The organism is Nevskiales bacterium (assembly GCA_035574475.1).
Taxonomy (GTDB): domain Bacteria; phylum Pseudomonadota; class Gammaproteobacteria; order Nevskiales; family DATLYR01; genus DATLYR01.
In genome coordinates this window covers 1-19,720 of the sequence record DATLYR010000100.1, presented here as the reverse complement: position 1 = coordinate 19,720, position 19,720 = coordinate 1, and the positions used below count along the sequence as shown (strand labels likewise).

Genomic DNA, 19,720 nt, shown 5'->3' with positions numbered 1-19,720 from the left:
GGGCCATCGCCGACCAAGCGCAGCCGCCAGTCCAGCGCGGGCGGCAGCGATTCCAGGGCGCGCAGCAGGGTCGCGTGGTCCTTCTGCGGCGCGAAGCGCGCCACCATCAGCAGCGTCGGCGGCTGGCGCATGCAGTCCGCACCCTGCGTCTGTGGCAGTGTCGGAATGCCGTTGTGCACGGTCGTGATCCGCCCGGGACGTGTCACGCGCAGATCGAGCGCGAGCCGGCGGTCGTATTCCGACACGGCGATGACGTGATCGCCGATGGCAGCGGCCAGCTTCTCTGCCAGCCGGTAAACCCGTCGCGGCAGCAAGGGCACGCCGTCGCTGAAGGCCCAGCCGTGCGCAGTAAATACCGATGGCAGACCCAGCAGCCTGGCCGCCAGCCGCCCCAGCCAGCCGGCCTTTGACGAATGGGTGCTGACGATGTCCGGGCGGAAATCGCGCAGCGCGCGGAGGATTTCGAAGAACGCCCGCAGGTCCTGCCACGGCCTCAGCGCACGACCCAGGTGCGGCAGGACTACGACCGGGATGTCGAGTGCGCGGAGCATGTCGGCGAAGACGCCCTCGCCGCCGGCCAGCACGCACACCGTATGGCCATCGTCGCGCAGGCCCAGGGCCAGGTCGCGCACATGCACGTTGGCGCCGCCGACGTCGTCGCCGCGGGTGATGACCAGTGCGACGCGCATTCTGCCGGGCTCAGGTGCTGCGATCGGCATACCCGCCCCCAGTGCTTCCTTGCGCCTGTAAGGGATTGCCCTGACCCAGCCCGAGGCCCAGCGCCGCGACGAAATAGAAAACCACCCTCGACATCACGTCCAGCGGGCTGAAGGTAGCCACATAGATGGCCATTAGGACCAGCAGGCAGGCATCGCGATTGGACGCCGTGCATCTCAGCCAGAATGCCAGGCGATGACTCATCACGAGCGCGACCAGCCCGCCGACCAGGCCGCCCATGAGCAGCAGCTCGGCGACGGCGTTGTGCGGGCTCACGACCGAGCCGTAATGGAACCTGTTGACCTCCATCAGGCCCTGTTCATACGGCATCGGCATGCCGGCCGTTTGCCACATCAGCCGCAGGGTTCCGAGGTTCAGGCCCGTGCGTTCGACATTGCTGAGCGTTTTCTCGATCCAGCCCTGCTCCATCGCCATGAATATCAACGGCGCGGCAAGCAGATAGACGAACGGCAGTGCGGCCAGTGACAGCGCCGGCAGCCTGGCGACGACCAGCGGCCTGATCAGGGGGAGCACCAGACCCAGCAGGCCGCCGATCACCAGGCCGCGGTAGTGTGCCACAACACCCACCACCACCGAGACGGCCAGCAGGAGATAGCCCACCGCCTGCCAACGCCACAGCATCGCGATGGCGGCAAGCAGGGGCAAAAACGGAATACTCAGCTTACCGTTATCATATATCCATCTTTCAATGAGGTAGTCATAGAACACGGACATCAGGAATACGACGGCAACCATGGCGCCTGACATGAACCATGCCAGCAGACCCCGATGGATCCGCAGGCAGAGCGCAGAAAACAGAAAATAGATCTTGACAGCACCATCGGCCGAAGCGCCCAGCATCAGGGCGCCGAACGCGATCACAGCGCCAGCCGGCACCACCCACAGCAGAGAGGACGCCATCCTGCCGTCCCGCAATGCCCAGATGTGCAGCAGCAGCACCAGCGCGGTTTCGTAAAGGGCCGTGGCCTTGGCCATCAGGGCGGCAAACGAGAACGCCATGCCCAGCAGAAAACAGGCTGCCGGAACGAAAACTTGTGCGGCGGCGGCCGCCTGACCTTCCGCCTGTGGCAACGGCGCGCCGGCGGGTAGGAAGCTCCCGAGGAACGGCTTATCGGTATTCGACACTTGGCGCTCCCGGCGCAGCTGCGTGACCCACAGCCCGCAACGGCCTTACACGATCAATCATCCCGCCCCCCCTGCGAGGCAATGCTCGATGGCCTCGACATAGCATCGCACGTAATCGCCCGGGTATTTGCTTGCGACGGACCGCGCACGCGCCGACCGGGCCCGGAAAAGCGCCGGACCCGATTGCAGGGCCGCGATCTGTTCGGCAGCGGCATCTGCCCACCCCGGCGACGCGGGGTCGACGATGATGGCATTGTCCGCGTCACAGTAATAACGCGGCTCGCCCACCGCCCTTGCGATCGGCACGCAGCCGGCACGCATGGCCTCGAACGTGGACATGGAGAAGCCTTCGTGGTCAGACAGCATGAAGATGAAGCCGTAGCGGCCGTAGCGCCCGAGCATGGCCGGGCGGTTTTCGACGCCGCGCAGCCCGACCAGCCCGGGGAATCTGGCCTGGAACGCGAGCAGGCCGGGGTCGGATTGCGTACCCTCGCCATAGAAATCGGCCGCGCCGACGCAGCCCCGCAGCACCAGCTGCTCCAGCAGCTGCAGGATCAGATCCAGGCGCTTCAGCGCCACGGCCCGGCCGACGAACAGGAATGACCGCGGGTCGTTGCCCGGCATGCCGTCTTGCCGCAGCTCGTGGCTGAAGAAATGCGGGACCAGATCCGTCCGGCTGCGCAGGGGCACGGGCAGCGCCTGCCGACTGGCATGCGAATCCGCCAGGATCCGCGTGCAGAACCGCTCGGCGGCCCAGCCCGCGACCGCGTCGGCCAGGTGCTCGCGTTTCTCGCTGTGCAGGAACAACGCCCAGGTTTTCCCCAGCAACCGTGCCAGGGCCCCGACCCAGTAGGTTTTCCACAGCGAGGTCACGACGACCAATGGCGCGCGATTGAACAGCAGCTCCCTGAGCAGCCTGCGCAGCGGGATGGAAAACCGTGCCAAGCCAATGTCGTCGTCTTGCCTGGCCAGCAGCACCGCGGACAAGTCCAGGCTGGACTGCAGCGCTGGCACGGCGGCCGCCAGTGCCAGCTCCGCACCGCCGTGCCGGCCGGCCGACATCACGTGCGCCACCAGCCGTGGCCGCGACGCATCCCTGAGCGGCAGGCGGGAACCGCGCAGGCGCCAAGCCAGGTTCCGCAGGCGGATGAAACGGCTTGCGCCGAGCAGGCGGCGGATGGCGTGTATCCGCCGCGCCGCGCGGTACTGGTCGCGCACGTCGAAGTCCCGCCCGAGTTCGCGCAGCTCCCGCTGCACGACGCCCAGCTGGCCTTCCCGGTTGCTGAGACCCTCGACGCCGACGACCGCCTGCACGCAGTTGAGGTGCTGCACACGCAGGGCACCATGCATGCGCGCGGCCTCGAGCAGCAGTTTGTAATCGGCGACCACGCGCAGCTTGCGGTCGAAACGCAGGCGCTCGAACAGGCGGGCCCGGTGCCACAGCCCCGGGTGCGGCAGTACGTTGCGCCGCAGCGCCTGCAGCGTCAGTGATGGATAGTGGCCGGCTTTCAGGTAACGCCAGGTATCTCCCCGCAGCATCACGAGATCACCGTACAGGAGGTCGGGCCGGCCATCCGCTGCTGCCAGCGATGTGCCCAGCGCCCGCAGGCGCGCCGGGACTTCGCTGCCCAGGCGATCGTCGATACCGAGGAAGCAGAGGTAGTCGTAGCGATCCCACACCCGGTCCACCAGCCGGTTCCAGGCATCGTAGAGGCCGCTGTCCGTACCGCGGAGCACCTGCAAGCGCGGGAACTGCGCGAGCACGCGATCGGTGCCGTCCTCCGATTCGCCGTCCCACAGGTAGAAGTCGATCCCGGCGAAGCAGTCCTGCGCGTGCCATTGCGCGTAGCGCAGCGCGTCCGCGTGATTGTTCTTCACGGCCGTGAGCACCGCCAGCCGGAGCGGGGCCAATCCCCCCCGCGTCGGATCAGGCGGAAGCGGCATGGGGCAATCCGTCGCGGGCGCGAAGGGCCCGGCTCAGGGCAAGGTGGTTGGCGAAGGTCACGGCAGCGTAGGACAGCCGCGCCTGTGCGGCGCCGATCAGGCCCAGCACCGGGATCAGCGCGACACTGGCGACGAGGCCGGCGATTCCGCCCGCGAGATTGCTCAGCGACACGAAGCGGGCATTGCCGGCGCCCAGCAGCAGGTAATGGGCGGCGACGTTCAGCGCGAGCAGCAGGTGTGCGCCGCACAGCCACACGAAGACATCGGCAGCCTGGGCCGCGAACGCCGCGTCGATCCACAGGGAGAGGATGAACTTGGCCGCCAGGATCATCGGCAGCGCCAGCAGCAGCGCCAGCAGGACGTTGATGCCGAGCGCGTAGCCGGCCACCCGGCGCAGCGCCCCCTGCCCCTCGCCCTGCAATCGCCGGCTCACCGCCGGAAAGGCGACACCCAGCGCCGCGCTCGGCAGCGTGTGGATCTGCTGCGCCAGCTGCAGGCAGATGCCGTAGCGCGCCAGCGCCTCCGCGCCCAGCTGGGAGCCGACGATCAGGCGGTCCGCCGCAGCGAAGAAAAGGCCACCAAGGCCCTGCAGCCAGGTCCATTTCCCGAAGGCCAGGCCTTCCCGCACCTGCACGGCGTCCCAGCAAGGCCAGAGCGCGCTCGCCCCGAGCAACCGCGAGGCCAACCAGCCCTTGGCGCAGGCACGCAGGATCGTCAGCAGTGCCATGGTGCCGAGGACCGGCAGCAGTGTTTTCGAATACCACGCCACTGCGGCGCCGGCGGCGACGGTCGCAAACTTGGCGACGACTTCGATCTGCGCCGCGCGATCGAATCTCTCCAGCCCGCGGATGGCGCCGGTGAAGACACCATCGACCTGCTCGGTCAGGATCAACAACCCCGCCAGCAGGGCAATCTGCGCCATCTGGGCCGGCGTGCCCAGCCGGGCGTACAGCGTCTCGGGCAGTAGGTGTACGGCCGTTGCCAGCAGCAGCGCGGTGGCCAGACCGCCAAGCAGGGCGACCAGCAGCAGCGCGCGCACAGCACGGGCTGCACTCGGCAGTTCGTTGCGGCCGTGGTATTTCGACACTTGCCGGATCGCCGCCGGCCCCATGCCCAGGCCCACCAGGCTGCCCACGGTGGTCAGGGTCATCAGCAGCATCCACCGGCCGTACTGGTCGGCCCCCAGATGGAACAGGAACCAGGGGGTGGCGGCGAGCATGAACAGGGGGTAGCAGACGTACTCCACCACACCCCAGGCACCTTGCGAAAGAATCGACTTCACGGGACTACTTCGCAGCGCTGTCGGCAGCCATCGCAGACCGCCCTGCGGTCGCGCCGCCTCACGATCGCGCCGCGGAGTACTCGGTGCCGTAATAGACGCTGTAGGCGCGCCGGGCCCCGTTGGCGCTCAGGTCGTTGAACAACAGCCCATCCAGCTTGATCCGGTTCTGGGCGAGTCGTCCAACCGCGAAGCGCACGTCGTCGAGCGTGCTGACGCCCGCACGCACCACCATGAAATTGGCCCCGGCCTGCCGTCCGATCGCAACGGCGTCCGCCAGATTCAGTACCGGCGGACAGTCGATGATGATGTGGTCGTAACGCTGCGAGGCTTCTGCCAACAGCTTGCCGAAGCGATCGTGCATCAGCAGCTCGGAAGGATTGGGTGGCAGCGTGCCCGTGGCCAGCAGGTCGAGCTTGCCGCCGTCCAGCGGCTTGATCGCATCCGCCAGTGGCACGCTGCCGGCCAGACACTCCGACAGGCCCGGCTCGCGGCTGACGGAACAGGCCTCTTGCAAATGTCCCTTGCGCATATCGCCGTCCACCAGCAGCACCTTCTTGCCCGTCTCCGCCAGCAGGTAGGCGAGGTTGACGGACAGGAAGCTCTTGCCGAGGGCCGGCGTCGGGCCGTGGATGGCGATCACCTTGTTGCTGCTGTCCAGCGAGGCGAACTGCAGGCTGGTACGCAGGCTGCGCAGCCCCTCGACGGCGCTGTCCTGCGGCGCGGCCTTGGACAGGATCATCAGCTCGCCCTCGCGCCGTGCCTGCTGCGACAGGCTGCGCGCCAGCTTTTGCTGGGCACGGCTGTGCGGGATGGTGCTGTAGATCGGTAACCCCAGGGCCTGCTCGAGCACGTCCGGACTGCCCAGCGTGCGGCGCAGCATCCGGCGCAGGAACACGTAGCCCACCCCGACCACCAGGCCAAGAAACAGGCAGACCGCCAGTACCAGGCCCGGGTTGGGGGCAGCCGGCCGGCGCGGAACTACGGCCGGATCCACGATGCGGACATTGCCGATCGTCCCCGCCCTCGACACCTTGAGCTCCTGTCCCTTGTTCAGCAGCTCGGTGTAGAGCGCCGTGGCCACCTTGACGTCCCGTACCAGCCGCACCGACTGCCACTCGGTGTCCGGCATCTGCTTGATCTGACCCTCGATGCTGGCGCGGGTCTGCTCCAGGCTGCGGAGCTTGTCCTGCAGGGAGACGACCAGCGGGTGCTGGTCGGTGTAACGCTGGCGCAGCTCGGAGCGCTCGAGGTTGAGCAGGGAGATCTGCTTGTCCACCTCCGCCAGCCGTGCGAGCACGGCTTGCGCCTCGATGGTCAAATCGACGCCGGCGCCGCCGGACCGCGTGCGGTAATCCTTGAGCGCCGCCTCCGCCGTATCCACCTGTGCCTTCAAGGCGGGCAGCTGGCTATTGACGAACTCCAGCATCTTGGCCGCTTCCTCCGACTGTCGCTCGACGTTCTGGCGGACGTAGGCCTGAACAATCGCGTTCAGGATGTCCGCCGTGCGCTGAGCATCCGCGCCGCCCAAGGCGATCTGGATGATGCCGGACTGCCGGTCCGTTTCGCGCAGCCGCAGCTGCTTGCGCAACCTGTGAACCACATCGTCGAAAGGCAGCTTGGCAAGGCGGAACTGCGTACCTGGATAGGCCTTGAGTTCGGAAACGAAAATCTCGACGGCGCCGCCACCGTCCAGCTCGGCGCGCGCCGGCAAACCCACGCGCCCGCCCAGTAGCTCGTTGCCGTCTTTGTCCAGCAGGCGGTAAGCGCCCTGGGCGCCGGTGACCAGCGTCATCATCTGGCCCTCCATCTCCACGGGAACGGACAGCCGGTCCACGCGGATGCGTTCCCCGCGCCACGCATAGCGCCTGAACCCGAGTGGGGCCTCGCCGGGCACGCCAGGCCTGCCCGAATGGCGTGCAATGGCTGCACCGACGACAGGGAAATAACGGGGCCGGACGACGATGTCCAGATTGAGCTGCCTGACCACTGCACCGATCACGCCGCGGGAGCGGATGATCTCCATTTCGGCACTGCTTTGTGGCTGCCCGCCCCACCACAGCATCTCGGGCGAATTCTGGCCCAGCAGCGACTTCTGGCGTTCCAGCTGGATGGTCGCATCGGTGGCGTAGTGCGGTGTCTTGACCCAGATGTAGGCGATCCCGAGAAGCAGGAAAGCCAGTAGCGACGCCAGAACCCAGTACTTGCCGGCCTGCAGGATTTCCACGACTTCCGTCAGCGGGATTACCGCGCCGGACTGGGTCTCGCGCGCGGGCGCCCATGGCGCGCCCGTTGGGGTCGAAATCGGTGCGGTCATGAAGTCTCTCTAGTCTGCGTGGGCAGTTGCGCTCGCAGCGAAAAAACGGTGCGACTGGCAAACAAATCGGGCGCGCCGGCACCCGTCGCATCGCCAGGCACAGCAAAGCGCACCGACTCTAGCTTTTTTCGGGATTCTGCGAAAGATACGGCGCGTAGCGCCGTCAGCGTGCACCCGTCATCCCGGCCGCAGCAACGTCCGGCGCCTTCCCGCCGGCCACCTCGTCTTCGGCCCGCCCTGCCCCGTTCAGCAGCGCCAGCAGATCCGCCGCTTCGTTGCGCCGGTATTCCTGGAAGCTGCCAGCGCTGCGCGCGTACTGCAGGTAGCGCTTGAGGCTCGCGCTCTCCGCGATCGCACCGCGCAACCCCGGCGCGCTTTGCGCCATGGCCAGCAGTAGCTGGCTGGCGATCGGGGTCAGCGCCTCGTGCCGCACTAGGTAGGCGACCGCGCCGTGCGCGCTGTTGGCGTCATAACCCTCCTGCGTCAGCAGGCAGCGGATCGCGGTGGACTGACGCAGGATCTCGTTGTCGTTGTTGACCAGCGAGCGGTAGCCGGCGATCGAGGGGTTGTCGAAGGCGAACGGATACTTGACGTTGCTGTGGTCGCGCCAGGCCTGGATGTAGGTGTCCTCACGCGCCAGGATGTCGGGTCGGCCGTCGCGGTTGCCGTAGGGGTCGCGGGTGAGCACGGCGTACAGCGCCTCGGAATAGCGCCGCGCGGAGTCGGGCGTGAGCTTGCCGCGCATCGGGTTCTGCAGGAAGCGCGGGTCGTCGTCCACGATGCGCACGATCTGCGCGAGGAAGTACGGGAAGGAATAATGCGAGCCGGCCTTCTCGCCCGGCGACTTGTCGGTCCAGCCGAATACCGTCGCATACGGGAAGATGCGCATGTAGTCCTTGGCCAGGTTCTCGTCGTTGAGGTTCTCGTCCAGCGCATCGGCGATGTCGTCGAGGTTGTCCTCGAGGTCGCCGAAATCGAGTCGTGCGCGGATGTAATTCAGCGGCGAGCCGTGGATCTTGTCCTCCGGGTCGATCTCCGGGTTGTACAGGTTCTGCCGGCCGGTGTTGCAACCCTCGAGCCAGACTGCCTTGACGTGCCCGAACCACGTCGCGTTCTGCACCGCGCAGGCCTGCTCTTCGAGGAAGTTGGCCTTCACGCTGCCGCTGGAACGATCGCCCCAGAACTTGCCGCGGTGGTGACCGGACAGCACGATGCCGTCGCAACGCGTACCGGAGCGGATCGCCGCCAGCAGGGACTTCTTGATATTGGCGTCCTCCTGCACGAACTCGACGACCTCGATCTGGATCGGCGAGTGGGCGTTCAGATGCGCCACCAGGCGCTTGGTGGTGGCGTACTCGCGCGCGTTATTAAAGGAGAAGTAGCACAGGCGGGCGGTCGCCCCGTCCAGGCTGCCCTCCGGGAACAGGGACAGAGGTTTCGCCGGCACGGCAGAGTCCGTCGTGGCAGCGTTCTCCGTCTCTCCGGCGGGGGCTGGACCGGACTCATCGGGCAGGAAGGAGCGGCCCTGCGGATCGGCGGCTTGGGCAACCACTGGCGCCGGCGCACTGGCCGGCTGCCGGAATACGAGATATGCGCTGGCGGCAATGCCGCCCGCGAGTCCCACAAGCAGCACTGGCCACAACAGGGTACGCATGGGGGCGAGTCTAGCTCAAATGAAGCTGAACGGCCCTGTGGCCAGCCGCGGCCCGTAAGATTCAGGGATATGGTGGCTACGGGTGGGCTCGAACCACCGACCTCGGCATTATGAGTGCCACCCGGCTGCTTGAGCCAAAAGTAGTGAATGTGAAAAAGCGTTGATTTTTGGGGTCATTTTCGCGTGTGGCGACCGTGGCAGTTTCGCCCCAACACCCCAAAACGCTGCACAACGTCCCGCAAAAGTCCCGCAGTATTCTCGTTACCGCATTCATCGATGTCCCGATGATGCGGCCAATGTCATGCGATGCAGATCGACCAGTCCGTACTGGTCCAGATCAGGGCCGATGTAACCACCCGCCAGCACGAAGGCGATGCTCATGCGCTGGCTGCGGCACCATTCGAATACCATCCGCTCGCGCCGGTACAGCATTTCGCGGGTAATGCCGGGCAGGCCGCCGGTCGGGCAGTCCTCGAACGGGTCCATGCCGGCGTTGTACAGGCACAGTCCAAAGCGCAGGCCACTGTCCTCGGCCTTCTGGAAGGCCGACTCCACGGCCGCCAGATACTGGTCGGGCTCTCGAACCAGGCTCAGCCGGGCGTTGTCCGTGCTCGGGTAGTAATCGAAGTCACTGACGGCGACATCGACCTGGAACAGATGAGCTTCATCCTCAATGAGGGACGCCGTGCCTCCGCCGCAGTGGGCATCCAGGTCCAGGATCAGGACATTCCGCGCGCCGGCGCGAAGCGCCTGCTTGGCCGCAATGACCAGGCCATTGAAGGTGCAGAAAGCCGCACCACTGCCGTACCGGGCGTGGTGCAGGCCGCTCGACAATGACCCGGCCACCCCGTACTCAAGGGCTGACTGGGCAGCCGCCACGACCCCGCCGTTGGTAGCAAGCGCCATCTCCCACAGGCCGGGATCCCAGTCGAAACCCTGCGATTCGGCCAGATGACGGGGCGTACCCGTTTCCACCGCCTGTACGTATTCAGGGTCGTGGGTACCTAGAAGCTGCGCGCGTGTCAGCGGCGCTGGCTTGACGAGCTCGATGCCCGGTATCGGCGCGTGCAGCAGCGAGTCAGCCACCCAGCGCGCCTTGCGGGTCGTATCGAAGGCGTAACCCGCGGCGACATAGGCCGGGCTGTAATAGACCCTGGTCATGGAAGATATGCGCCGTCAGTCGCCGTCATTCATGATGTTCCAGATCGAGCCGTCAAAGGCCTCACTCACGGCCTTGTGCACTTCCTGATGCCGCTCCTTGACCCAGGTCTCGATGCGCTCGGTCTGCAACCACAGGCGGAGTTCCTCCACTTCCTCCTGGCTCCAATCGGATTTTCCGTCGAGCACCTGCTGGACCAGTAGGCCCGAAAAGTAACAGGGGGCATTCGGGGGCTCGCCCTGGCCTTCCTCGAAATAGTAGATACCGAGATGGTTCTTCAGTTTCTCGGGCGTTCCCATCTTGATTCGAGCCTGGATGATGGCGGCATTAATGGCGTTGCGACTGCCCTCGCGCAGGTCTTTCAATAGCCACTCGATGCTCAGCCCGAAATGGCGGCCACTTTTCAGCTGGGGCATGGCTAATCCTCGATGGAGTGGTGGGTACGCGGCAGATTTACACCGGCCATACCTGCCGTTTGAATGCGTTGCCGCTGACCATCATTATCGGTGACTGCAGGCTCATCCCGCGAGCCCGTCGCCGGTCATACTGCCCGCCTGTTGCGAGCCGTTCCCAAGGGCGTAGAATTTCAATCGCACCGCTTTCTGCCGGTGCCCTGCACAGACCAGACATGACCTAGCCAACAACCGCAGCTGCGCGGCCGGGATGCCGAGAGCCTGCTGGGCGAATCCGGCCTGATCGGGCGGCTCAAGAAACAGCTGGCCGAGCGCATGCTGGCGGCCGAGCTGAGTCACCATCTGCAGCACGAGCAGGCCGAGTCGGAAGGCGCGGCCGCTGGAGGCTATGTACCCCATCGTCTATGACCTGAAGACCCGCGGAATCAACGACATCCTGATCGCGGTGGTGGACGGTCTGCGCGGCTTCCCCGAGGCCATCGAGGCGGTGTTCCCGCAGGCGCAGATCCAGACCTGCATCGTGCACCTGATCCGCAACAGCCTGAACCACGTCGGCTGGAATGCGCGCAAGGCGCTGGCCGGCGAGCTCAAGACGATCTATCAGGCCGCGACTGCCGAAGCGGCCGAGGCTGCGCTGGCCGCCTTCGAGCAGGGCCATTTCGGGCAGAAGTGCCCGCCGATCGCCCAGGCCTGGCGACGCCAGTGGAGCCAGGTCATCCCGTTCTTCGCCTATCCGCCCGAGGTGCGCCGGATCATCTACACCACCAACGCCATCGAGAGCCTGCACATGCGGCTGCGCAAGATCGTCAAGAACCGCGGGCATTTCCCCAGCGGCGAGGTCGCCACCAAACTCCTGTTCCTGGCCTAGCGCAACATCACCCAAGACTGGAACATGCCGCAACGCACCTGGAAGGAGGCCACCAACCAGTTTGCTATCCTGTTCGGCGAACGCTTCACCGAGGCCGTGCGCTGAAACCATCAGTTCCCTCAACCGACCTCACACACAGAAATTCGGATACGTCCGCTATGGGTCTTGAACCGTTTCGCCAGGAAGGCAGTAGATCGCTGTCGCGGCCCGGCACCCTGAGTTCGTTTTCACGCTCAAGGGCAAGCCAGTGACCAAGATCTACAACTCGGCCTGGAAACGGGCGCGTAGGGAGGCTGAGAAGGCCTACGAGCGGCGAATCGGGCGGCCATGGCCGCCGGGGGCGGGCTATGCCGCCATACGGGTCCAGGACCTGCGGCACACGTTCGGGCACAGGTTGCGGGCCAAGGGGGTGTCACTGGAGGACCGGCAAGACCTCCTCGGACACAAGTCGGGTCGGATCACGACGCACTACTCGGCGGCGGAGATCGGCCAACTGATCCGCTCGGCAGAGACGATCTGCGCGCTGGGGTCCCGCAAAAGTCCCGCAGTTTCCGTGCTGCGGATCAAGGAAGCCGCCAAGTCATTGAATGATGGTGGCTACGGGTGGGCTCGAACCACCGACCTCGGCATTATGAGTGCCACGCTCTAACCAGCTGAGCTACGTAGCCCGTGGAGCGCCCGGACAGAAACCCGGGTCGAGAAAGGGCGCAAATTGTGGCGAGATCGGCCGCGGGTGTCAACGCGGACCGCGCCAACGGCTGCGGTCGGCGTTATAGTGTGGCCGGGAGCCACAGCATCTGGCTGAACTACAACGATTCGACGCATGGCCGAGCCCGCCAATCTGGTGATCCTGTTCGCCGACATCTGCGGCAGCACCCGTCTGTACGAAACGCTGGGCGATGCACAGGCCTCGGCCGCGATCAATGCCTGCCTCAAAGCCATCGAGCGGGCCGGCGGCGTTCACCAGGGCGAGCTGGTCAAGACCATCGGCGACGAGGTTCTGATGCTGTTCCCGCAAGCCGATCACGCGGCGGCCGCGGCCCGCGCCATGCACGAGGCCGCGCGCGATCTGCCCGCAGGCCCGGGGCAGACCATGGCATTGCACATCGGCTTCCACGCGGGCAGTGCGCTGCGCGAGAACAACGACGTGCTGGGCGACGGCGTCAACGTGGCCGCGCGGCTGGTGGGGCTGGCCAAGGCCGGCCAGACACTGACCTCGGCCGCCACCCTGCGCCAGCTGTCCAACGACTGGTTGAATCTGGCGCGCCAGGTGGACAACACACTGGTGCGCGGCAAGACCGGGCAGATCACCCTCTACGAGCTGCTGTGGCAGCCGGAAGACGCCACGCGCATGGTGGACCGTGCGCGCAGCAACGAACCGCGCAACGCCACCCGGCTGCGGCTGCGCCATCGCGACCGCGAGGTGGAGCTGGGTCCGGATCATCCGATCGTCACGCTCGGCCGCGCCGACAGCTGTGACCTGGTGATCAAGAACGAGCTGGTCTCGCGCCTGCATGCGCGGCTGGAGTACCGCAAAGACCGTTTCCTGCTGACCGACCAGAGCACCAACGGCACCTACATCTGTCCCGAGCAGGGTGTGCCGCTGTTTGTGCGGCGCGACACCCAGGCGATTCACGGCGTGGGCCTGATTGGCCTGGGCGAGACAGTCACCGACGACTCGGCGGACGCAGTCCGCTTCACTCAGTTGTCCTGATGCTGCGCCATCCCGCAGGCAGAATGACCCGATGGTGCCACCCATGACGACGCCGACCACATATCACCACGCGCTGCCGGCCGGCACACGCCTCGAGGAGTTCGAGCTCAAGTCCGTGCTCGGCGCCGGCGGCTTCGGCGTCACCTACCGCGGCTTCGATCACCAGTTCCACCGCGACGTGGCGATCAAGGAGTTCCTGCCCGGCGAGATCGCCATGCGCCGCCCCAACGGCGCCACGGTCACGCCGCGGTCCGACGACGACCGCGAGAACTACCAGTTCGGCCTCAACCGCTTCCTGGAGGAGGCACGGCTGCTGGCCAAGTTCGACGACCCCTACATCGTGCGTGTGCACCGCTACCTGCAGGCCAACGGCACCGCCTACCTGGTGATGGAGTACCGCGAGGGCGAGTCGCTGGCGCAGCTGCTCAGCCGGCGCAAAGTACCGCTGGAGGAGGAAGAAGCGCGGCGCATACTGTTCGAGGTGCTCTCGGGGCTGCAGACCGTGCATGCGCACAACTACCTGCACCGCGACATCAAGCCCTCCAATATCTACCTGCGCCGCGGCGGCGCCTGCATGCTGATCGACTTCGGTGCCGCCCGCTACGCCCTGGGCGAGCACAGCCGCAGCCTGATGGGCATGATGACGCCAGGCTATGCCCCCTACGAGCAGTACTCCTTCACCAGCAAGCAGGGTCCTTTCACCGACATCTATGCGGTCGGTGCGACCCTCTACCGCTGCCTGACACTGCGCGCGCCGGTCGAGGCGGCGGAGCGCATCGCCGCGGCCACCGAAAACCGGGAGGATCCCTACGTACCGGCGATGCAGGCCGCCGCCGGCCGCTACAGCGACGCCCTGCTGGCCGTGGTGGACTGGATGCTGCAGCTGCGTGCAACCGACCGCCCACAGACCGTGGCCGAGGTTCTGGACGTGCTGGGCGAAAAGCCCACCCTTCCGCGCTCGCGCCGGCCGGTGCCTGCCAGCCCGCTCGAGGACACCGTACAGCTGCCGCTGACGGTGGCCAGCGGCACCGTACCCGTCCTCGCGGTGAAACCCGGCGAGCCGGGCTGGATCGGCAACTGGTTCCGACGCGAATGGGCGCGGCTGGCGCAGCGACTGCTCGGCGGCCCGCGCGTACGAAAACTGCGCGCGCAGGTCAACCAGGCCTGGCAGCGCCAGTACCACGCCGTCACGCGCAATATCCTGGCCGCCGCGCAGTCTGTCGCGGCGCAGTGGCAGCGCTACGAGAACAGCGCGCGGGCCCGGGCCCTGACCGCGCTGGCCGGCGTGCTGTTTGCCCTGTTGTTTCTCTCGTACCGCGCCACACCCTGGCAGGACGTGCCGCAGTTCGGACCGGCGCCGGAGGTGGCAAGCGCCGCGCCGGATGCCGCGACGCCGGCAACCGTCATCATCCCGGCCGGCAGTGGCGTCATCGGCAACGTCACGGTGGACGACGATGACGATCCTTATTATCCGCAGGCCTTCCGGGTTGCGCAGCCCTACGCCCTGCTCCGGCACGAAGTCACCTTCGAGGAGTACGACCGCTTCTGCGAGGCGACGCGCCGCCGCAAGCCGGCCGACGAGGGCTGGGGCCGCGGCCGACGGCCGGTCATCAACGTCAGCTGGGAAGACGCCTACGACTACGCGCAGTGGCTGTCGGCGCAGACCGGCCGGCGCTTCCGCCTGCCGAGCGAGGCCGAATGGGAATACGCCGCGCGCGGCGGCCGCCGCACGAACTACGCGTGGGGCAACCTGATCGGCAAGGGTTACGCCAACTGCCTGAGCTGCGGCAGCCCCTGGGATGGCCGGATGACGGCGCCCGTCGGCAGTTTCGCGGTCAACCCCTACGGGCTGCAGGACATGCACGGCAATGTCGCGGAGTGGACCTGCTCGGTCGCTGTCGGCAACCGCGTGCCGCTCTCGGCCGCCTGCGTCGAGCGTGACAACCCGCGCCGGCGCAGCGTCCGCGGCGGTTCCTGGAACAGCCCGCCCTGGGCGCTGGCGAACTGGGCTCGCGCTTCGGAAAAGCCCGAGACCCGCAGCCCCGAAATCGGCTTCCGGCTGCTGGAGGAGCTGCCCGGCGACAAATGACAGCCGTGGCTGAAGCCACGTTCTCAAGCATCAGACTTCACACAGGCCCGAACTCGTCACCCGAACGCACCGGCAGGCAAGACTCGATCCAAACCGCGTCTACCGGGATGCCACGGCTCGGGAAACTCGGATCGTGATCGTGTGGTCTTAGTCGCGCGCCTTGCGCTAAGCTCTTCCGCCCGGGACGACGCTGCGCGCCACCCCGGCCATCGAGGAACACATGCACAAAACACTCCCGACGATCCTGTTTGCCGTTCTCATCGGCCTGTTCACCCTGCCCCTGCAGGCCGCGCTCCCTGCCCAGGCGCTGGCGCCGTCCGGTACGCCGGTGCCCACGCTGGCACCGATGCTCAAGCGCGTACTGCCCTCGGTGGTCGGCATCGTGTCCGAGGGCGAGGTGGTTATCGCCAACAATCCGCTGCTCAACGACCCCTTTTTCCGCTACTTTTTCGACCTGCCGCAGCGGCCGCCGCGCGAGAAGACCCGCGGCATCGGCTCCGGCGTGATCGTGGACGCCAAGCGCGGATACATCGTGACCAACAGCCACGTCGTGGCGGACGCCACCAAGGTCACGGTCAAGCTGGCCGACGACCGCGACATCATCGCCAAGATCGTCGGCAGTGACCCGGAAACCGACATCGCGGTACTGCAGATCAAGGCCGACGACCTCCAGGCCCTGCCGATCGCCGATTCCGACCAGCTGCAGGTCGGCGATTTCGTGGTCGCCATCGGCAATCCTTTCGGCCTGCGCCAGACAGTGACCTCTGGCATCGTCAGTGCGCTCGGCCGCTCCGGCATGGACAGCAGCAAGTACGAAAATTTCATCCAGACCGACGCCTCCATCAACCCCGGTAACTCCGGTGGCGCGCTGATCAATCTCAACGGCGAGCTGGTCGGCATCAATAGCGCCATCTTCTCGACCAACGGCGGCGGCAACATCGGCATCGGCTTTGCCATCCCCACCAATACCGTCCAAGTGGTGATGAAGCAGATCATCGAGTACGGTGAGGTGCAGCGCGGGCAGCTCGGCATCGTCGGCCAAGACCTCACGCCAGAGCTGGCCAAGGCCTTCGGCATCAAGCAAACCCATGGCGTGGTCATCGCCCAGGTCATCAACGGCTCCGCCGCAGACAAGGCGGGACTCAAGACCGGCGACGTCATCACCGCGGTCAACGGACGCGAGATCAAGGAGTTCGCGCAACTGCGCAACGCCATCGGCCTGCTGCGCATCGGCGACACCGTGACCATCGACGTGCTGCGCGAGGGCAAACCGCGCAGCTTCACCGCCCAGATCGCGGCACCCAAGGAAAGCACCGTCTCCTCCGGCAGCCTGCATCCGGGCCTGGCCGGTGCGGTGTTCGGCGAGATGGACAGCGACCATCCCCTGGCCGGCCGGGTGGAGGGCGTGCTGGTGCGCGAGGTGGCGCCGGGCAGCCCGGCCGCCAATGCCGGTCTGATGCCGGGCGACGTGGTGACCTCGGTCAACCGCCGTCCGGTCACCAACCTGGAGAGCTTCAAGGCGCTGGCCGGCGCCAAGTCCGGCCAGATCCTGCTGCACCTGCGGCGCGGCCGCGGCGCGTTGTTCCTGCTGATCTCGTAAAGAGAAGCTTCCGGAATCCCTCGCGGCCGGGGCCCGCGGACGCGGGCCTGTGCCTGCGCGAGCCCCATGACCAAGCTATACTGCCGGCCATGAGCGACTACGATCTCGGCCAGCTGGAACAGCGCGTGGAGGCGCTGCTGCAGGCCTACCGCCGGCTGCAGGCCGCCAACCGCACCCTCAATGCCGAGTGGCAGGCCATTACGCAGCGCAACCAGGAGCTGCGCCACCGCCTGGAAGCGGTCATCGCCCGCCTCAAGGCGCTCGAGCAGCAGGAGGAGGCGTGAGCGCCAAACCGCAGAACAGCGTCACCGTGCGCATCCTGGAGCACGAGTACCAGGTGCAGTGCCCGGAAAACGAGCGCGAGAGCCTGCTGGCGGCAGCCGAGTACCTCAACCAGCGCATGAACGCCATCCGCAAGAAGGGCAAGGCGCTGGGCATGGAGCGCATCGCGGTGATGACCGCGCTCAACATGGCGGCCGAACTGCTCGAGCACAAGCGCGGCGGCGGCAAGGGCCGCGCGCTGGACGGCGCCACCGGCGAGCGGCTGCACCAGCTGCAATTGCGCATCGACAGCGCCCTGAACGAAGGCCGCTGACCGCAAATTCCGTCTTGCTTGTCGGGGATACGCTCGTATCTCTGCGCGAGGCGCATGAATAAATGCTATTCTCGGCTCGGGCGTCTCCTGCGGTGTTCGATGCATGCCGGGAACCGCTTGAGCCTATTTCATATTCCAGGGACCGGTACGCGCCGGCCGTGTGCAAGCCCGCCCCCGAGCGGGAAGCCTGACGCCGGCACCGATGGTCCCCCTTGAGGCAAGGTCTCAAGGTCGAAGGCGGCAACGGCACAGGCGGGAGATGCCCTTCTCTTCACCCTCAACCCAGCGCGCCGAACTGCGCCGGCAGCTGCGCGAAGTCCGCCGGCGCCTGACACCGGCACAGCGCAGCGCCGCCAGCCTCGCGGCCACCACGCACCTGCTGGCCCATCCCTGGTACCGTCAGGCCCGTCGCATCGCGCTGTACTGGCCCGTGGGCAGCGAAGTCGACACCACCGCACTCATGGCGGCCGCCCTGCGCGACCGCAAGCGCGTGTTCCTGCCCGCCATTGTTTGCCGCGGCGGCGGCTTGCTGTTCGTGCGCCTGCGGCCGGGTATCCCGCTGGGGCGCCGCCGCCACGGCATCCCGCAGCCCCGCCCCGTGCGCACGGCCGATGTCCTGGCGTGCCGCCGGCTGGACCTGGTCGTGGTGCCGCTGCTGGGCTTCGACGACCGCGGCCACCGGCTGGGCAGCGGCGCCGGCTATTACGACCGCAGTTTTGCCTTCCGCCCTGTCCTGCCAGGGGTAAGGCCTCGGCTGGTAGGCTTGGCCTTTGCCGCCCAGCAAGTCCCGCAGGTGGCGGCCGCCGACTGGGACGTGCCGCTGGATGCGGTGGTGACTGAGAACGGTTGGCAGTTTCGACCGGCCTGAGGCACCTGCATGTCGTACTGGCTGATGAAAAGCGAACCGGACGAATTCGGTATCGATGATCTTGCGCGCCGACCGCAGCAGCGCGAGCCCTGGACCGGCGTGCGCAACTACCAGGCGCGCAATTTCCTGCGCGCGATGCGCAAGGGCGACCAGGCCTTGTTCTATCACTCGAGCTGCCCGATACCGGGGGTGGCGGGCGTGGTCGAGATCACCCGCGAGGCCTTCCCCGATCCGACCCAGTTCGATCCATCCAGCGACTACTACGACCCGGCAAGCCGCAGAAACGACCCGCGCTGGTACTGCGTGGAAGTCAAGCTCGAGCGCAAGCTGACGCGCGTCATTACGCTGGGCGAGATCAAGGCGCAGGCCAAGCGGCTGCAGGGCCTGGCCCTGCTGCGCCCCGGCAACCGGCTGTCGGTGCTGCCGGTGGAACAGTCCCACTGGGACTTCATCCTGCGACTGGAATAGAAACGTCGCGTGCCGGGCAGCCTCCTACCTCTTGCGTGTTGTGAGTAGGCCCGCGGATGCGGGCCTATTCCTGCTGCGCGAAGCGCATCACTAAGCCGACCCCAGGAACAGGTCGTAGGCGCGGTTGCCGCTCTCCTCGGCGTACTCGTAGCCGATCGCATCCAGCTTGCGCCGGCATTCGGGCCGCTCGGCCGGCGGCACCTGCATGCCGACCAGCACGCGGCCGTAGGCGGAGCCGTGGTTGCGGTAGTGGAACAGCGAGATGTTCCAGCGGCTGCCGACCTGGTTGAGGAACTGCAGTAGCGCACCCGGCCGCTCCGGGAACAGGAAGCGGAACAGGATTTCGTTCTCGACGCCGGAGGCGCGGCCGCCGACCATGTAGCGTACGTGGTCCTTGGCCATGTCGTTGTCGCTCATGTCCACCACCGGATAGTTGCGCGCCTTCAGCGCCGCGACCAGCTCGTCCCGCTCGCGCAGGCCATCGCCCAGGCGCACGCCCACGAAGATGTGCGCCGCCTGGCGGTCGGCATAGCGGTAGTTGAACTCGGTGATGCCGCGCTTGCCGAGGTCGGCGCAGAACTGCCGGAAGCTGCCCGGCCGCTCGGGGATGGTGACGGCGATCAGGGCCTCACGATGCTCGCCGATCTCGGCGCGCTCGGCGATGTGGCGCAGCCGGTCGAAATTCACGTTGGAGCCGCTCTCGATGGCAACCAGGGTACGGCCCTTCTGCCGGCGGCCCTCGACCCAGTTCTTGAGCCCGGCCAGGGCCAAGGCGCCGGCCGGCTCCGGCAGCGAGCGATTCTCCTCGAAGATGTCGCGGGTGGCGGCGCAGATCTCGTCCACACTGGCGGTGATCACCTCGTCTACATAGCGGCGCGCGAGCCGGAAT

General features: G+C 66.8%; 17 protein-coding genes, 1 tRNA gene, 1 other RNA gene and 1 pseudogene. 9 read left to right on the top strand and 11 right to left on the bottom strand.

What is annotated here, in order from left to right; translation table 11 throughout:
* The 9 genes from VNJ47_05830 to VNJ47_05790 all read right to left on the bottom strand — a co-directional run.
* Positions 1-689: glycosyltransferase (locus VNJ47_05830; GenBank protein ID HXG28352.1), on the bottom strand; the 689-nt coding region annotated here is incomplete at its 3' end.
* A 10-nt stretch (positions 690-699) separates the two neighbouring features.
* Entirely contained in the window at positions 700-1,863 is a 1,164-nt protein-coding gene (locus VNJ47_05825; GenBank protein HXG28351.1) for a hypothetical protein, read from the bottom strand.
* 57 nt (positions 1,864-1,920) lie between these two features.
* Entirely contained in the window at positions 1,921-3,741 is a 1,821-nt protein-coding gene (locus tag VNJ47_05820; GenBank protein HXG28350.1) for a glycosyltransferase, read from the bottom strand.
* A gap of 49 nt (positions 3,742-3,790) precedes the next feature.
* Entirely contained in the window at positions 3,791-5,026 is a 1,236-nt protein-coding gene (locus VNJ47_05815; GenBank protein ID HXG28349.1) for an oligosaccharide flippase family protein, read from the bottom strand.
* 121 nt (positions 5,027-5,147) lie between these two features.
* A complete protein-coding gene (locus VNJ47_05810; protein ID HXG28348.1) occupies positions 5,148-7,403 on the bottom strand; it encodes a polysaccharide biosynthesis tyrosine autokinase in 2,256 nt (751 codons plus the stop codon).
* 163 nt (positions 7,404-7,566) lie between these two features.
* Positions 7,567-8,850 carry a hypothetical protein gene (locus tag VNJ47_05805; GenBank protein HXG28347.1) on the bottom strand — a complete coding sequence of 428 codons (1,284 nt, stop codon included), beginning with the start codon at positions 8,848-8,850 and terminating at the stop codon, positions 7,567-7,569.
* Between the two features lie 477 nt (positions 8,851-9,327).
* Positions 9,328-10,218: a hypothetical protein gene (locus tag VNJ47_05800; GenBank protein ID HXG28346.1), complete on the bottom strand. Its 891-nt coding sequence runs from the start codon at positions 10,216-10,218 to the stop codon at positions 9,328-9,330.
* A 15-nt stretch (positions 10,219-10,233) separates the two neighbouring features.
* The gene (locus tag VNJ47_05795) at positions 10,234-10,632 is read right to left on the bottom strand and encodes a hypothetical protein (GenBank protein ID HXG28345.1); all 399 of its coding nucleotides are present in this window, start codon (positions 10,630-10,632) and stop codon (positions 10,234-10,236) included.
* A 102-nt stretch (positions 10,633-10,734) separates the two neighbouring features.
* Positions 10,735-11,028 carry a hypothetical protein gene (locus VNJ47_05790; protein ID HXG28344.1) on the bottom strand — a complete coding sequence of 98 codons (294 nt, stop codon included), beginning with the start codon at positions 11,026-11,028 and terminating at the stop codon, positions 10,735-10,737.
* Between VNJ47_05790 and VNJ47_05785 the strand changes: the two are divergent.
* Positions 11,027-11,602 (top strand): annotated as a pseudogene (locus VNJ47_05785) (IS256 family transposase). The gene VNJ47_05790 and the pseudogene VNJ47_05785 sit on opposite strands and share 2 nt — an antisense overlap.
* A 486-nt stretch (positions 11,603-12,088) precedes the next feature.
* Here the strand turns inward: VNJ47_05785 and VNJ47_05780 are convergent.
* Positions 12,089-12,165, bottom strand: a tRNA-Met gene (locus VNJ47_05780).
* 155 nt (positions 12,166-12,320) lie between these two features.
* On the opposite strand from VNJ47_05780, the gene VNJ47_05775 reads away from it, so the two are divergent.
* From VNJ47_05775 to VNJ47_05740, 8 genes are all read left to right on the top strand, one after another.
* Positions 12,321-13,211 (top strand): adenylate/guanylate cyclase domain-containing protein, encoded by an 891-nt coding sequence (locus VNJ47_05775; GenBank protein HXG28343.1) that lies wholly within the window; start codon positions 12,321-12,323, stop codon positions 13,209-13,211.
* A gap of 43 nt (positions 13,212-13,254) precedes the next feature.
* A complete protein-coding gene (locus tag VNJ47_05770) occupies positions 13,255-15,300 on the top strand; it encodes a bifunctional serine/threonine-protein kinase/formylglycine-generating enzyme family protein (GenBank protein HXG28342.1) in 2,046 nt (681 codons plus the stop codon).
* Between the two features lie 220 nt (positions 15,301-15,520).
* Positions 15,521-16,900, top strand: a complete 1,380-nt coding sequence (locus VNJ47_05765) for a DegQ family serine endoprotease (GenBank protein ID HXG28341.1) — start codon at positions 15,521-15,523, stop codon at positions 16,898-16,900.
* 89 nt (positions 16,901-16,989) lie between these two features.
* Positions 16,990-17,184 (top strand): hypothetical protein, encoded by a 195-nt coding sequence (locus tag VNJ47_05760; GenBank protein ID HXG28340.1) that lies wholly within the window; start codon positions 16,990-16,992, stop codon positions 17,182-17,184.
* Positions 17,181-17,495 carry a cell division protein ZapA gene (locus tag VNJ47_05755; GenBank protein ID HXG28339.1) on the top strand — a complete coding sequence of 105 codons (315 nt, stop codon included), beginning with the start codon at positions 17,181-17,183 and terminating at the stop codon, positions 17,493-17,495. Before VNJ47_05760 ends, VNJ47_05755 begins: the two co-directional genes overlap by 4 nt.
* Before the next feature lie 81 nt (positions 17,496-17,576).
* A non-coding RNA gene (gene ssrS, locus VNJ47_05750) (6S RNA) lies at positions 17,577-17,758 on the top strand.
* Positions 17,755-18,363, top strand: coding sequence for a 5-formyltetrahydrofolate cyclo-ligase (locus tag VNJ47_05745; protein ID HXG28338.1), 609 nt, complete (start codon positions 17,755-17,757; stop codon positions 18,361-18,363). The genes ssrS and VNJ47_05745 overlap by 4 nt, the downstream gene beginning before the upstream one ends.
* Positions 18,364-18,372: 9 nt before the next feature.
* A complete protein-coding gene (locus tag VNJ47_05740) occupies positions 18,373-18,831 on the top strand; it encodes an EVE domain-containing protein (GenBank protein ID HXG28337.1) in 459 nt (152 codons plus the stop codon).
* A gap of 90 nt (positions 18,832-18,921) precedes the next feature.
* On the opposite strand, the gene VNJ47_05735 is transcribed toward VNJ47_05740, so the two are convergent.
* Positions 18,922-19,720, bottom strand: a 799-nt coding sequence (locus VNJ47_05735; protein ID HXG28336.1) for a threonine ammonia-lyase, biosynthetic, incomplete at its 5' end; no start/stop codon positions are given.

Excerpts from the sequence above, each read along its gene's own strand:
- VNJ47_05770 (HXG28342.1), top strand. The coding sequence starts at position 13,255 with ATGACGACGCCGACCACATATCACCACGCGCTGCCGGCCGGCACACGC.
- VNJ47_05745 (HXG28338.1), top strand. The coding sequence starts at position 17,755 with ATGCCCTTCTCTTCACCCTCAACCCAGCGCGCCGAACTGCGCCGGCAG.
- VNJ47_05795 (HXG28345.1), bottom strand. The coding sequence starts at position 10,632 with ATGCCCCAGCTGAAAAGTGGCCGCCATTTCGGGCTGAGCATCGAGTGG.
- VNJ47_05740 (HXG28337.1), top strand. The coding sequence starts at position 18,373 with ATGTCGTACTGGCTGATGAAAAGCGAACCGGACGAATTCGGTATCGAT.
- VNJ47_05760 (HXG28340.1), top strand. The coding sequence starts at position 16,990 with ATGAGCGACTACGATCTCGGCCAGCTGGAACAGCGCGTGGAGGCGCTG.
- VNJ47_05810 (HXG28348.1), bottom strand. The coding sequence starts at position 7,403 with ATGACCGCACCGATTTCGACCCCAACGGGCGCGCCATGGGCGCCCGCG.
- VNJ47_05790 (HXG28344.1), bottom strand. The coding sequence starts at position 11,028 with ATGGGGTACATAGCCTCCAGCGGCCGCGCCTTCCGACTCGGCCTGCTC.
- VNJ47_05765 (HXG28341.1), top strand. The coding sequence starts at position 15,521 with ATGCACAAAACACTCCCGACGATCCTGTTTGCCGTTCTCATCGGCCTG.
- VNJ47_05815 (HXG28349.1), bottom strand. The coding sequence starts at position 5,026 with ATGCTCGCCGCCACCCCCTGGTTCCTGTTCCATCTGGGGGCCGACCAG.
- VNJ47_05800 (HXG28346.1), bottom strand. The coding sequence starts at position 10,218 with ATGACCAGGGTCTATTACAGCCCGGCCTATGTCGCCGCGGGTTACGCC.
- VNJ47_05775 (HXG28343.1), top strand. The coding sequence starts at position 12,321 with ATGGCCGAGCCCGCCAATCTGGTGATCCTGTTCGCCGACATCTGCGGC.